The sequence below is a fragment of the Streptococcus ruminicola genome (assembly GCF_011387195.1).
Lineage (GTDB): Bacteria > Bacillota > Bacilli > Lactobacillales > Streptococcaceae > Streptococcus > Streptococcus ruminicola.
In genome coordinates this window covers 442,986-457,469 of the sequence record NZ_CP046919.1, presented here as the reverse complement: position 1 = coordinate 457,469, position 14,484 = coordinate 442,986, and the positions used below count along the sequence as shown (strand labels likewise).

Annotated in this window: 13 protein-coding genes and 1 riboswitch; of the genes, 10 read left to right on the top strand and 3 right to left on the bottom strand. The window is 38.3% G+C overall.

Going from position 1 to position 14,484, the window contains the following annotated elements; translation table 11 throughout:
* The first annotated feature begins 20 nt into the window (after positions 1-20).
* Positions 21-746, top strand: a complete 726-nt coding sequence (locus GPZ88_RS02400; RefSeq protein ID WP_003066095.1) for a pseudouridine synthase — start codon at positions 21-23, stop codon at positions 744-746.
* Positions 743-1,006, top strand: coding sequence for a membrane protein insertion efficiency factor YidD (yidD, locus tag GPZ88_RS02395; protein WP_074799061.1), 264 nt, complete (start codon positions 743-745; stop codon positions 1,004-1,006). Before GPZ88_RS02400 ends, yidD begins: the two co-directional genes overlap by 4 nt.
* Before the next feature lie 20 nt (positions 1,007-1,026).
* Here the strand turns inward: yidD and GPZ88_RS02390 are convergent, their stop codons facing one another.
* Together GPZ88_RS02390 and trkA are read right to left on the bottom strand one after the other, a co-directional pair.
* Positions 1,027-2,466: a TrkH family potassium uptake protein gene (locus tag GPZ88_RS02390; RefSeq protein ID WP_166043270.1), complete on the bottom strand. Its 1,440-nt coding sequence runs from the start codon at positions 2,464-2,466 to the stop codon at positions 1,027-1,029.
* 3 nt (positions 2,467-2,469) lie between these two features.
* A complete protein-coding gene (gene trkA, locus GPZ88_RS02385; RefSeq protein WP_074564286.1) occupies positions 2,470-3,819 on the bottom strand; it encodes a Trk system potassium transporter TrkA in 1,350 nt (449 codons plus the stop codon).
* Between the two features lie 203 nt (positions 3,820-4,022).
* Here trkA and GPZ88_RS02380 point away from each other — a divergent pair, with 203 nt between their 5' ends.
* The 7 genes from GPZ88_RS02380 to GPZ88_RS02350 all read left to right on the top strand — a co-directional run bounded on the left by GPZ88_RS02380 (position 4,023) and on the right by GPZ88_RS02350 (position 11,443).
* Positions 4,023-5,870 carry an APC family permease gene (locus GPZ88_RS02380; RefSeq protein ID WP_166043268.1) on the top strand — a complete coding sequence of 616 codons (1,848 nt, stop codon included), beginning with the start codon at positions 4,023-4,025 and terminating at the stop codon, positions 5,868-5,870.
* Positions 5,871-6,152: 282 nt separating this feature from the next.
* The gene (locus GPZ88_RS02375) at positions 6,153-6,698 is read left to right on the top strand and encodes a tRNA (cytidine(34)-2'-O)-methyltransferase (RefSeq protein ID WP_158914397.1); all 546 of its coding nucleotides are present in this window, start codon (positions 6,153-6,155) and stop codon (positions 6,696-6,698) included.
* 124 nt (positions 6,699-6,822) lie between these two features.
* A riboswitch (FMN riboswitch) is annotated at positions 6,823-6,979 on the top strand.
* A gap of 78 nt (positions 6,980-7,057) precedes the next feature.
* Entirely contained in the window at positions 7,058-7,624 is a 567-nt protein-coding gene (locus GPZ88_RS02370; RefSeq protein WP_166043267.1) for an ECF transporter S component, read from the top strand.
* Between the two features lie 175 nt (positions 7,625-7,799).
* Positions 7,800-8,456, top strand: a complete 657-nt coding sequence (locus tag GPZ88_RS02365; RefSeq protein WP_014335190.1) for a phosphatase PAP2 family protein — start codon at positions 7,800-7,802, stop codon at positions 8,454-8,456.
* A gap of 82 nt (positions 8,457-8,538) precedes the next feature.
* A complete protein-coding gene (gene mnmL / locus GPZ88_RS02360) occupies positions 8,539-9,474 on the top strand; it encodes a tRNA modification radical SAM protein MnmL/YtqA (protein WP_166043265.1) in 936 nt (311 codons plus the stop codon).
* Positions 9,471-10,019, top strand: coding sequence for a tRNA 5-(aminomethyl)-2-thiouridylate-methyltransferase MnmM (gene mnmM / locus GPZ88_RS02355; RefSeq protein WP_166043263.1), 549 nt, complete (start codon positions 9,471-9,473; stop codon positions 10,017-10,019). The genes mnmL and mnmM overlap by 4 nt, the downstream gene beginning before the upstream one ends.
* 72 nt (positions 10,020-10,091) lie before the next feature.
* A protein-coding gene (locus GPZ88_RS02350) for an IS3 family transposase (protein WP_166043261.1) occupies positions 10,092-11,443 on the top strand; the annotation gives its coding sequence in 2 pieces (ribosomal slippage) (positions 10,092-10,554 and positions 10,554-11,443; 1,353 coding nt in all).
* Between the two features lie 57 nt (positions 11,444-11,500).
* Here GPZ88_RS02350 and GPZ88_RS02345 read toward each other — a convergent pair.
* Complete coding sequence (locus GPZ88_RS02345; protein WP_166043260.1) at positions 11,501-12,283, bottom strand: ABC transporter ATP-binding protein; 783 nt, start codon at positions 12,281-12,283, stop codon at positions 11,501-11,503.
* 192 nt (positions 12,284-12,475) lie between these two features.
* Here GPZ88_RS02345 and GPZ88_RS02340 point away from each other — a divergent pair, with 192 nt between their 5' ends.
* A complete protein-coding gene (locus tag GPZ88_RS02340; RefSeq protein WP_052071098.1) occupies positions 12,476-14,398 on the top strand; it encodes a sugar MFS transporter in 1,923 nt (640 codons plus the stop codon).
* Positions 14,399-14,484: the final 86 nt, after the last annotated feature.

Below are 14,484 nucleotides of genomic sequence, written 5' to 3'. Positions count from 1 at the left end.
AAGCAGTTAAAGGAAAGAATATGAGAATTAATAAATACATTGCCCATGCGGGAATTGCCAGCCGTCGTAAAGCTGAAGATTTGATTAAAAGAGGTTTGGTAACCATCAACGGTAAAGTTGTCACAGAACTAGCTACAACGGTTAAAGCTGGTGATGTTGTTGAAGTTGAAGGGACACCAATCTATAACGAAGAAAAAGTTTATTACCTTCTTAATAAACCTCGTGGTGTGATTTCAAGTGTATCAGATGACAAAGGCCGTAAAACGGTTGTTGACTTGCTACCAAATGTTACAGAACGTATTTACCCTGTTGGACGTTTGGACTGGGATACTACTGGACTTTTGATTTTGACAAATGATGGTGATTTCACAGATGAAATGATTCACCCACGTAACGAAATCGACAAAGTCTACTTAGCTCGTGTTAAAGGACTTGCGACAAAAGAAAATCTTCGTCCATTAACACGTGGTGTTGTTATCGATGGCAAAAAGACAAAACCAGCTCGTTACAACATCATCAAAGTAGATCCTGAAAAAAATCGTTCAGTGGTTGAATTGACTATCCATGAAGGACGTAACCACCAAGTTAAGAAAATGTTCGAATCAGTTGGACTTTTGGTAGATAAATTGTCTCGTACGAACTTTGGGACTTTGGATCTATCAGGTCTTCGCCCAGGTGAATCACGTCGTTTGAGCAAAAAAGAAATCAGCCAGTTACATAATTTAGCTGTTAACAAACAAAAATGATAAAAAAACTGCTTATTGCGCTTGTTAAATGGTATCAAAAACGGATTTCCCCCATGACCCCTCCATCATGTCGCTATCGACCAAGCTGTTCGAATTACATGATTGTGGCGATTGAAAAGCATGGGATAAAAGGTGTTCTTATGGGAATTGCACGTATTTTACGTTGCCATCCATTTGTAGAGGGTGGTGATGATCCGGTCCCAGATTATTTTACCCTTCGACGCAATAAAGATTTTCGAAGAAAAAAAGAGGAAAGCTAAGGCTTTCCTCTTTTCGATTTTTAATATTTTGACCATGTTTTTGGAATGAAAAGTAGTAACATTGGGTAGATTTCCAAACGTCCTGCAATCATAGCAAATGACATGAGTAGTTTTGAAAATGGACTAAAGATTGCAAAGGTTTGACTTGTTCCGAGCATTGGTCCGATGTTGTTAAAGGTTGATGTTGCTGCGCTGACAACAACCATAAAGTTATTATTATCAAGGGATAACATCAAAGTCAATCCTAGAAGTAAGAAAACGTAAAGCGTCAAATACTTAAGGACACCGTGTTGAATTTCCTTATCAAGTGGTTGCTCGTTGATATGAATAGTCATGATACGGTTTGGATAAAGGGTTGAGAGCACTTGATTCCTTGCAATTTTTGTCAAGATAAGTGTACGCATGACCTTAATACCACCTGCAGTTGATCCAGCAGATCCTCCGACAAACATGAGAAAGAGTAGAATAACCTGAGCAAACAAAGGCCAAACGGTCAAATCAGTTACTCCAAATCCTGTTGTTGTCATGACGTTAGCCACTTCAAATAATGAATTTTCCAAAGCCTTACCAGCGCTTGGGTAAAGGCCACTGACATTCAACCAGATTAGAGCTGTTGCAATCACAACAATCCCAATATAAGTTCTTAGTTCTTCGTCTTTAAAGAATGCTTTAAACTTACGAAGCAATAAGAAGTAGTACAGGTTAAAGTTAATCCCAAAAAGGAGTACAGCAATTGAGACAATATTTGTGATTAGTGAACTGTTGTAATGAGCAATAGAATCATTATAGACTCCAAAACCACCAGTACCAGCACAGCCCATGGCAGTAATAATACTATCAAAGGCAGGCATACCAGCTACCATTAAAATAACTACCAAAATGGCAAACATGCTGAGGTAAATGACATAAAGAATTTGCGCTGTTTCTTTCAGTTTAGAAACCACTTTACCAAAGACAGGACCAGGCACTTCAGCACGCATGACTTCCAAGTGGCTATTTTTACTATTTTCCATAATGGCTAGCGCAAACACCAGCACTCCCATACCACCGATAAGGTGGGCGAAACTTCGCCAGAAGAGTAGCGAGTGTGATAGCACCGCAACATCAGGTAAAATAGTAGCACCAGTCGTGGTAAATCCAGAAACCATTTCAAAGAAAGCGTCAATGATACTTGGAATTTGTCCTGAAAGTACAAATGGCAGCGCTCCAAAGAATGACCAGAGTATCCAACATAGAGCAACGATTAAGAGTCCCTCTTTGGTGTAAACATGGTAATTCTTTGGCTTGAAAGCAACCCCAAGAAGTCCAATGATGACAAGCATTCCAATCGTGATGACCAGGCTGTTAATCACGCGCATATCTTCATGATAAATGAAAGCCACAATCACAGGCACTAACATCAAAGAGGCTTCGATTAAGAGTAATTTTGAAAGGAGGTAACGAACCATACTTTTATTCATAACTTACCTCGCTAACAAATCGTAGATACGCGTGATGTTTTTCAAGAAGGTTACGACAACAATCTTATCACCAACTTCAAAGACATCCTCACCAGTTGGATAAATGGTTTTACCTTTGCGGATAATCGCGGCGATAAGAATATTTTCCTTGAATTTTAGTGATGACAGACTCTTACCTGCCATTTTATTGTTTTCACGAATTTCAAATTGCAAGGTCTCGATACGACCATTAGCGACGTGGTGCATGGCATCAAGGTTTGAGTCTTGGGCGTTCACACGACCACGAATGAAGTGCATCATGCTATCAACCGCAATACTTTTTGGTGTGACAATACTTGAAAATTGGCTAGTGTCAATAATTTCAAGCAAGCTAGTACGGTTAACTTTGGTGATATTTTTTCGTACACCAAGTGTTTCAAGGAACATAGAAGTGATGATGTTTTCTTCATCCACCCCTGTTAGTGTTGCGACTGCATCAAAGTTTTCCACACATTCTTCCAAAAGCACACTTTTAGCCGTACCGTCACCTTGGACGACATGGACGTTTGGAAATTCTTGGCTGAACATCTGAGCTTGCTCAGGATTATTTTCAATGACCTTAAGATTCATCTTAGTGTTCTTAAGAATGTTGAGCAAGTAGTATGCAATTCGTCCAGCACCAATAATCATCATGTTCTTGATAGATTTGGTTTTTACAGAATTGTGGAAAAGAATCATGTCAATACGATTTCCTGTAACGAAAATCTTATCAGCAGTTTGTAGTGTTGCATCACCATCAGGAATGATTAATTTTCCGCGACGTTCGATAGCACAGATAACTATGTTGCCGAATTTTTTACGGAACTGGCTTAAACTCATGTGGCAAAGTTTGCTGCCATCAGAAATTACAAATTCCATCAGCATGACACGTCCATTGACAAAGTGCTCAACAGAAAGGGCATTTGGAAAGTCAACAGTATTAGCAATATAACGTGCAGTTAACAATTCTGGATTGACCACCAAAGAAAAGCCAAGGAAATTCTTATCTTTGAAATAAGCGTTTGAGTATTCTGGATTACGAACACGGACAACCGTTTCTTTAGCGCCCATTTGTTTGGCAAGAACGGCTGAAATCATATTAACTTCGTCTTTATCAGTCAGAGCAATGAAGATATCGCAGTTAGCAACATCAGCTTGCTCAAGGATTTTAAAGTTAGCACCATTACCAACGATTCCCATGATATCGTGACGTTTGGTAATATTTTTTAAAACAGCTTCTTTTTCTTCAATTAAGACGACATTGTGTTTTTCTTCAACAAGAGAGCGACAAAGTGCGGTACCAACCTTACCTCCGCCGACAACAATTATTTTCATTTTAACCTCCGAAATGTATCGTATCTATATTACTCTATTTTTCCTAAAAATACTAGCCATTCCAACTGCTAACAAGGGATTAAGCTTGATTTATCAAAGCTAACAATGATTGTTAAAATTAGGTTACAAATCATCAAAACGCTTGCGAAATGTCAGTGAGAGAACTATAATGAGTCGTTATCTAATTTTAGGGAGAAATTTCAATGCTTGAAAAGTTACGAAATGTTTTTATTGGTAATCCCCTGGAATCAGCTGGCGAGACTGACGAGGATCATCTGCTATCCAAATCACAAGCCTTGGCCATGTTGTCCAGCGATGCCCTTTCATCTATTGCTTATGGTCCAGAACAAGTTATCTTAGTTTTGACAACTATTTCTGCGGCGGCAATTTGGTGGTCTTTACCAATTGGACTTTTGGTTTTGGTATTGTTAGCAAGCCTAACGATTTCTTACCAACAAGTTATCCATGCTTACCCTAAAGGTGGCGGTGCCTACATGGTATCTACGGAAAATTTATCACCAAGTATGGGATTAATTGCGGGTGGTAGTTTGTTGGTTGACTATATGTTGACAGTAGCTGTTTCGGTGTCATCTGGTGCCGATGCGATTACATCAGCTTTTCCAGCCATTAAGGAATTTAATTTAGAAATTTCGATTGTTCTGGTTTTGGCTTTGATGTTTATGAATTTGCGTGGTTTGCGCGAATCGGCAAAATCTTTGATGATTCCAGTTTATTTGTTCATTGTAAGTATCTTATTCTTGATTGCATATGGTGCTTTTCAAATTCTGACTGGGCATTTGGCTTATACGGCAACAGCACACATTGGTAAAGTGGTTCCAAGAGTGTCTATCATTCTTTTGCTGAGAGCTTTTACCAGCGGTTCAGCTTCACTTACTGGTGTTGAAGCTATTTCAAATGCGGTGCCATTTTTCAAGAAACCAAAAGAAAAAAACGCAGCTGGCACCCTTGCCATCATGTCACTAATTCTTGGGATTATGTTTGCAGGGATTACTTTCCTAAACTATTGGTTGGGAATTACACCATCAGCTCATGTAACCATTTTGGCTCAAATTGCGCAACGTATCTTTGGTGATTCAACAATCGGAAATGCTTTGTTCTACATTTTCCAATTATCAACAGCCTTAATCTTGGCGGTTGCTGCAAATACTGGCTTTTCTGCCTTTCCAATGTTATCTTTCAACATGGCTAAGAACAAATACATGCCTCACCTCTTTATGGAAAAAGGGGCACGTCTTGGCTATTCAAATGGTATCATCACCCTAGCAGTAGGAGCAATTGCTTTACTTTGCATCTTTAATGGGTCAACTGAACGCCTTATCCCACTTTATACCATTGGGGTATTTATCCCATTTGCCCTTTCACAAACGGGGATGGTCATTCACTGGAAACGCAAATTTGGTCAAGGCTATTTGAAACATTCTGTGGCTAATATCTTGGGAGCAATTATTTGTTACCTCATCATTTTGATTTTATTGATTTTTAGAATTGGTGAAATCTGGCCATTCTTCCCAATCATCTTTGTCTTGATGTTCTTGTTCCATTCTATTAAGAATCACTACAAGAATGTTGCCATGCAACTTCGTTTGACAGATGATGTTAAGAATATCCATTATGATGGTAATACGGTTTTGATTTTGGTCGGCAATATGACACAAGCAAGTATTCGTGCTATCAACTATGCTAAAAGCATTGGACAAACGGTTGTTGCCATGCACGTATCAACCTTGGAAACACGTGAAAAAGACTTAGAAGTTGAAGAAGAATTCAAACACTATTTCCCAGATGTTACCTTTGTCAATATTGAATCAAACTACCGTGATATTGTGAAACCAACCATGATGTTTGTTCAAAAAATGAATCATGAAGCTAAGAAAAATAATCACACCATGACGGTTATTATTCCAAAATTCATTCCAAAACACAGTTGGCAAAACATGCTCCACAACCAAATGAGCCTACGTATCCGTGCGCGTTTACGTTGGTATGAAGACATCATCATTGCAACTTATTCATATCATTTGAAGAAATAATAAATGTTTAAGAAGCCTTTCATATCAAGGCTTCTTTTAATTTTGTAAAAGAAAAGGCTTACATCGAAAAAACATTGAAAAAAGCCGTAAAAACGTGACATTTTCGCGTCAAATACGTTGACTTTGCATGTTAAAGTGTTATAATAATTTACAAGAATTCGTTAGTTTAAATCAAACCTGTTATGATTTAAGTTAATGAATCGCCGCCAACCACGCTGTTTGCTGAGCTTGACTCCGGGCAGTGTGGTTTATTTTTATGTCAAAAAACGGAGAGGAATAGTTATGAATATCGAAGAACTTGATTACCAAGAAGAGTCTGCTAAAGCTGTCAATCATGTCGTTCTTTTTCAACCACAAATTCCACAAAATACAGGAAATATTGCTAGAACTTGTGCTGCAACCAATACACCACTACACATCATTCGTCCGATGGGATTCCCAATTGATGACCGCAAAATGAAACGCGCAGGGCTTGATTACTGGGACAAACTTGATGTGACATTCTATGATAGCATTGAAGAATTTATGGAAAAATGTGATGGGAAAGTTCACTTGATTAGTAAATTCGCTGAAAAAGTTTATTCTGACGAAAACTACAATGATGGCAAACATCATTATTTCCTTTTCGGTCGTGAAGATAAAGGACTTCCTGAAGATTTCATGCGAGAAAATCCAGAGAAAGCTCTTCGTATTCCGATGAATGATGAACACGTGCGCAGCTTGAATTTGTCAAACACTGTCTGCATGATTGTTTATGAAGCTCTTCGCCAACAAGCATTTCCAAATTTGGAACTCAGTCACACTTACGAGCATGATAAACTAAAATAAAAGAAAAGCAGTCCTTTAGGACTGCTTTTGACGTATAAAAGTCCAAAAAGTGAGGAGAATCGGCATAAAATCAAGCTTTTTCAGCCAAAAACATTGCAGAGCTTGATTTTTTTTGATATTCTAAGGGTGTCTTCAGGGCAGGGTGCAATTCCCGACCGGCGGTGTTGCCTCTCGTTGTTTGCTAAGAGAACGAGAGCAATGTAAAAGTCCGCGAGCTGCTTGGCAGTTGATCTGGTGAGATTCCAGAACCGACAGTAAAGTCTGGATGGGAGAAGACCAAGAGTTTGCTTAGGCTTTTTGGCTACAGCAATATACTCGAACGCCTTCTTTCAATTTGAGAAAATTGGAGGAACTTTTTTATGCCTGAAACTATGACTAACACACGTAAATTGGCGCATATTGCCATTTTATCGACGCTTTCGTTCTTGTTGATGTATTTGCAATTTCCGCTGATTCCATCAGCTAGCTTCTTGCAATTTGATTTTTCAATCTTACCAGTCTTAGTTGGTCTTGTGATGATTGACTTGCAAAGCGCGCTTGGAATTTTGATTTTGCGAACACTTCTAAAACTCATGTTAAATAATGGTGGTGTTACCACCTTGATTGGTATGCCAATGAATGTGGTCACTTTAGGAGTTTTCTTGTTAGCGATGGCTTTCATTTGGAATCGAAAACCAAGTTTGAAAACTTTTGTTTTGGCTTCAGTTGTGGGAACGATTGGTTTGACCGTGGCTATGTTGGTATTAAACTATATCTATGCGGTGCCACTTTATGCCCAATTTGCAAACTTTGATATTTCAGCTATTCTAGGTTTAGGAAATTACCTTTTTGCAATGGTTGTCCCATTTAACTTGATTGAAGGAGTGATTTTCTCTATTTCCTTCTTTATCTTATGGACATGCCTAAAACCGATTTTAACAAAATAAATACATGACAGGTCTGGGACATAGTCCTAGGCTTTTTAGTTAATCTGCTAATGAACTTAACATTTGTTTAAACTGCCACAGTTTTGCCACAGAATTTAGAGGCTTTGGCTAGGCTTAAAAAATGAACTGCGTTATAATAATACTGTTGCACTAAATTCTTGTGAAAGGTATTAACATGAAACATAAACAAACCTATTTTACACTTGGCTCAACCTTTCTCGTGATTTTTATGATGTTGGGCTATGTTGTAAAATTTTATCCTGAAGCTGTAACAGGACTTGATTCAAGTATTCAATTAAGCGTTCGTGGAGATTTACCAGCTCATCTGACTGCTTTCTTTAAAGTCATCACAAATTTTGGTCATGAAGCGCTTGTCTTTGTCTATACATTTGCCATTGCAGCCTTTTTCTATTTCCGAAAAAATTGGAAAACGGAAGGCCTTCTTTTAGCTGGCAATTTGGTTTTAATGGGGGCTTTTTCAACAGTCTTTAAGTATCTTTATAATCGTCCAAGACCAAGTTTGGAATTCTTAGTTAAACGACCAATGGGGCCATCGTTCCCAAGTTGGCATGCGGCATCCAGTATGATTGTGGCTATTAGTTTGATGATTATTATCGAGCAACATTTGACAAAAACAGTGGCTAAGCGTCTGCTACAAGTATTGGTTTTTGTACTTGCTCTTTTAACAGCTGTTTCTCGTATCTACTTAGGTGTCCATTACCCAACAGATATTTTGGGTGGCTGGTTGCTAGCTCTTGCTATCTCTCTAGCTGTATACCCAATTTATGATAAGAAGCGTTTTGAATGGCGTTTCCAAGGAAAACAAGATTAAGTATTAAAGAGGCGACCGATAGGTCGTCTTTTTAAGGTGACTTGAGTTTGTCTCGTGCTTAGAAAGTGTTATAATAAAAGCTATGAAAAAACGTTACAATACTCTAAATGATTACTATCGCGAGATTTTTGGAGAAAAAATATTTAAAGTTCCTATTGATGCGGGCTTTGATTGTCCTAACCGTGATGGAACGGTAGCGCATGGTGGTTGTACTTTCTGTACGGTATCAGGTTCTGGTGATGCTATCGTGGCTCCAGACGCTCCAATTCGTGACCAATTTTATAAAGAAATAGATTTCATGCACCGTAAATGGCCAGAAGTTAAGAAATACTTGGTTTATTTCCAAAACTTCACCAATACGCATGACACGGTTGATGTGATTCGTGAACGCTATGAACAAGCTATTAACGAACCTGGTGTTGTTGGGATTAATATCGGGACACGTCCCGACTGTCTGCCTGATGAAACCATTGCCTACATTGCTGAATTATCTGAGCGTATGCATGTGACTGTTGAGCTTGGTTTGCAGACCACTTATGATGAAACGTCTAAAATCATTAACCGTGCTCACACTTATGAGCTTTACGTTAAAACGGTGAAACGTCTGCGTGAATTAGCTCCTAAGGTTGAGATTGTTTCTCACTTGATTAATGGCCTTCCAGGGGAAAACCACGAGATGATGGTTGAGAATGTTCGACGTTGTGTGAGCGATAACGAGATTGACGGAATCAAACTTCATTTGCTTCACTTGATGACAAGTACGAAAATGCAACGTGATTACCATGAAGGGCGTTTGAAATTGCTCAGTATGGACGAATACGTCAACATTATCTGCGACCAGTTGGAAATTATTCCTAAAAATATTGTTATTCACCGTATTACTGGAGATGCTCCACGTGACATGTTGATTGGACCAATGTGGAGCCTCAAGAAATGGGAAGTTTTAAACGCCATTGACAAAGAAATGGAACGTCGAGGTTCTTATCAAGGATGTAAATTAGAGGAGGTTGAGTCGTGATAAAACGTCCCTTACACTTATCACATGATTTTTTGGCTGAGGTGCTAGATGATAGTGCAGTAGCTGTTGATGCAACCATGGGAAATGGCAATGACACAGCTTTTCTCGCTCAGCATGCTAAAAAAGTTTACGCTTTTGATGTGCAAGAACAAGCACTAAACAGCACACAAGAACGCCTAGAAAAACAGGCAATTTCAAATGCGCAGTTGATTTTAGATGGGCATCAAAATCTTGATAAATACGTCAGTGAGCCAATTCGCGCAGCTATTTTCAACCTTGGCTATTTACCAAGTGCCGATAAGACAGTCATTACAAAACCTGATACCACTTTAGTGGCTATTGAAAAAATCTTAGAACGTCTTGAAATCGGTGGTCGTCTAGCTATCATGATTTATTATGGTCACGAAGGTGGAGACATGGAAAAAGATGCTGTGCTTGATTACGTGTCAGCTCTTGACCAAAAAGAGTTTGCAACCATGCTTTACAAACCTCTTAACCAAATTCACCAACCACCTTTCTTGGTTATGATTGAAAAATTACGTTAATAATAAAACCTCTCTGATTGAACTGCACCCCAAAAGTTAGACAAAAAATCTAACGATTGGGGTGCTTTTTGTATGAAATTAACTTATGAAGATAAACTAGAAATCTATAAACTCAGAAAACAAGGTTTGTCTTGGCCTCAGCTGGGTCAAACCTATGATGTTAATCCTAGAAATCTACGTTACATGGTTAAGCTTATGGACCGATATGGCGTAGAGATTGTTAAAAAAAGTAAAAATAGGTATTATTCTCCTGAACTAAAGCAAGAAATTATCAATCAAGTCCTTCTTGAAGGTCGTACTCAATTGTCTGTCTCTCTTGAATATGCTCTTCCTAACATAGGAACACTTTCCAATTGGCTAGCACAATACAAGAAAAATGGGTATACTATTGTTGAGAAAACAAGAGGGAGACCAAGCAAAATGGGGCGTAAACCAAAGAAAACCTGGGAAGAAATGACTGAGCTAGAACGACTTAGAGAGGAAAATGAGCGGTTACGAACGGAGAATGTTTTCCTAAAAAAGTTGAGAGCAGCTCGCTTGAGGGACGAAGCCAAAATGCGCGAACAACAGCGACAATTAGAGAAATGGTTAGAGGAGGATTCAGACTAGATATCCTTTTAGAATTTTCGGGTTTGGCTCGTTCAACTTACTATTACCACTTGAAACAGCTAAATAAGCTTGACAAAAACAAGGTTCTTAAAGCTAAAATCAAGATGATTTATGACGAGCACAAAGGCAACTATGGCTATCGCCGCATCACTTTGGAACTAAGAAACCAAGGCTTTTTGGTCAACCACAAAAAAGTACAACGCTTAATGAAACGTATGAATTTGACTGCACGTATTCGCCGTAAACGTAAATACTCCTCTTACAAGGGTGAAGTTGGCAAGAAAGCTGATAATCTCATCCAACGTCACTTTGAAGCTTCAAAGCCTTACGAAAAATGTTATACAGATATCACTGAATTTGCTATTCCAGCTAGCTCTCAAAAATTATACTTATCACCAGTTTTAGATGGTTATAATAGTGAAATTATTGCTTATCAACTATCAACTTCGCCTAATTTGGAACAAATCAAGACTATGTTAGCGAAAGCTTTTCCAGATGAACATTATGACAATACGATTCTTCACAGTGACCAAGGGTGGCAATACCAACACCAGTTTTATCATGAATTTCTCAATCAAAAAGGAATTCGTCCATCCATGTCCCGCAAAGGCAACAGCCCAGACAACGGTATGATGGAATCTTTCTTTGGTATCTTAAAATCAGAAATGTTTTATGGCTTTGAGAAGACCTTTAAGTCACTAGATGAACTCAAACGAGCCATTATTCATTACATCGATTATTACAATAATAAACGGATTAAAGTCAAACTAAAAGGACTTAGCCCTGTACAATACAGGACTAAATCCTTTCAATAATTAATTGTCCAACTTTTTGGGGTCAGTACAGATTAAGGTCATAGAGGTTTTTCGTTATTAAAATTCAGGTTTGATGTAAATGCGGTCATCACCGAGCGGCACGATTGAGACTTTTTGGTCATAAAAATCAGATAAAATAGTTTCTGTAAGAACTTCATTTTTAGGACCTTGGGCAATGATTTGCCCTTTTTTGAGGAGAAGAACGTGGGTAAAAGAACGTGTGATTTCTTCTGCGTGGTGAGTGACGTAGAGGATGGTTGGTGCCTTTGGAAGAGTTGTGATTTGCTCGATTTGGCGGAGTAATTTTTCACGAGCAAATAAATCAAGACCGCTGGTTGCTTCATCGAGAATTAAAATCTCAGGTTCTTCCATAAGGCTGCGAGCAATGAGAAGTAGTTGCTTTTCACCTTGTGAAAGGCTGGCATAAATACGACCAAGAAGATGTTCACCGCCAATTGAGATGAGCATTTGTCTTGCCTCGTTTAGCTCTTTTTCGCCATACTCAGTGTATAAAATGCTTGATTTATATTTTCCAGTCAGGACAATTTTTTCAGCAAGCATGTGTGGAGAGAGACGTTCTGCGATAAATGAACCGACAATACCGATTTTGGTACGCATATTGCTGATATCAGTCCCACCAAATTTATTTCCCAGCACCTCAACACTGCCTTGACTTGTCCAGTATTCTGCTGTGATAAGTTTTAGAAGTGATGTTTTACCAGACCCGTTGAGCCCTAAGATTGCCCAATGTTCCCCTTTGTTGACCTTCCAAGTAATGTCCTTGAGAAGGGTTTTATTTTGTCGTGATAGCGTAACATTTTCCAAAGTAATTTGAGCCATAAGTGACCTCCGAGATGTGTTTGATAGCTATTATATCATTTTTAGAAAATTCAGACAAATATCCATTAAAAGGTTTGATTTATTAAACTAAAAGTTAGTAAAACTTTACTAAAACTTATTGACTTTGTTTAGGAAAGCGTTTACTATAATCATGTAATCAAAAAACAAAGTTGTTAGAAGAAGGAGAGTTCTATGAATCAAACGACTCATGCAAGCAAAGATTTGAAAAAATCTGCAGCTACTTCACGCATTTCATATGCTTTTGGGGCATTTGGTCACGATATTTTTTATGCGACCTTGTCAACATACTTCATCACTTTTATTACCTCACACTTATTTAATACTGGTGATGCAGCACAAAATAATCGCATGGTTTTGTATATCACTCAGATTATCGCAGGTTTGCGTATTGTTGAATTGATTATTGACCCTTTTATTGGAAATATGATTGACAATACAAAGACACGCTGGGGAAAATTCAAACCATGGGTAGTAGCTGGTGGTACAATCAGCTCACTTGCTTTATTGATTTTATTTACTGATATGGGTGGACTTAACAAGACAAATCCAGTGCTTTACTTGATTATCTTTGCTTTCATCTATATCATGATGGATATTTTTTATTCTTTTAAAGATATTGGTTTTTGGTCAATGGTTCCAGCACTATCATTTAGCTCTGAAGAACGTGAAAAAACAGCAACTTTTGCTCGTATTGGTTCAACTATTGGTGGTAATATTGTTAGTGTTGTGATTATGCCAATCGTTCTTTTCTTCTCACTTCATCGTAATGGCGGTGCTGGTGATAATCGTGGTTGGTTCTGGTTTGCCTTTATTGTGGCTTTGTTGGGTGTGTTAACTGTTTTGGCTGTAGCCTTTGGTACACATGAAATTGAGTCCGACCTTCGTAGAAATACTGAAAAAACAGGCTTCAAAGATGTTCTTAAAGTCTTAACTAAAAACGACCAATTAATGGCGATTGCTTTGTCATATGTCTTGTATACAACTGGGATTAGTATTTTAAATGCTTCTGAATTGTATTACTTCACTTACATCATGGGACACGCAGCTCAATTTTCAATCTTAGGTACGATTAATACAGTTGTCGGTTTGCTTTCAGTTTCTCTTTTTCCACAATTAGCTGGAAAATTGAATCGTCGTAATTTGTTCTTTGCTTGTATCGCTGTAATGCTTTGCGGTATTGGTCTCTTTTCAGTAGCTGGAACATCACTAGCTCTTGTTTTACTTGCTGCTGAATTATTCTTTATTCCCCAACCTCTTGTTTTCCTTGTGGTCTTGATGATTATCACAGACTGTGTGGAATATGGTCAATGGAAACTTGGTCACCGTGATGAAGCTTTGACCTTGTCAGTTCGTCCTTTGTTGGATAAATTTGGTGGTGCTATTTCAAATCTTGTCATTGGTGCAGCAGCGGTTGCTGCTGGGATGACAACAGGTGCGACAGCTGATTCCATTACAAAAGCAGGAATCATTTCTTTCAAACTTCATGTCTTTGCTTTACCATTTGCTTTGATTATTTTAAGTAGTTTGGTTTTCTTCTTCCGTGTTAAATTAACTGAAGAAAAACACGCTGAAATTGTTGAAGAACTTGAACGTACTTGGGGACACGAATACATCGAAGATGAGGTCGAAACAGATGGTGGCCTGAACATCTCAGCTCCAATTTCAGGTCAACTGATTGCCTTGTCAGATGTAGATGACCCAATCTTTGCAAAAGAAGGACTTGGTAAAGGATTTGCCATTAAACCAAGCGATGGTTGTGTTTATGCGCCGTTTGATGCAATGGTTCGTCAAGTCTTTACCACTCGCCACGCTGTTGGTTTGGTTTCTGAAGATGGTATTGTCTTGTTGATTCACATTGGTATTGGAACCGTGAAACTAAAAGGAACAGGATTTGTTTCTTATGTGGTTGAAGGAGAGCATGTTAAAAAAGGTGATAAATTGATTGAATTCTGGGATCCAGCAATCAAAAAAGCTGGACTTGATGATACGGTTATTGTCACTGTCACAAATTCACATGTCTTTAATGACTTTGTGATGAAAGCTCCTGCTGGTACAAACGTACAAGCTGGTGATGATGTGTTGACCTTGAACTAAGGAAATATGAAAAGGACTCAGTTTATGTAACTGGGTCTTTTATATAGAAGAAAGATAGTCGATGCTTGCAGTATTTGTTTGGCACT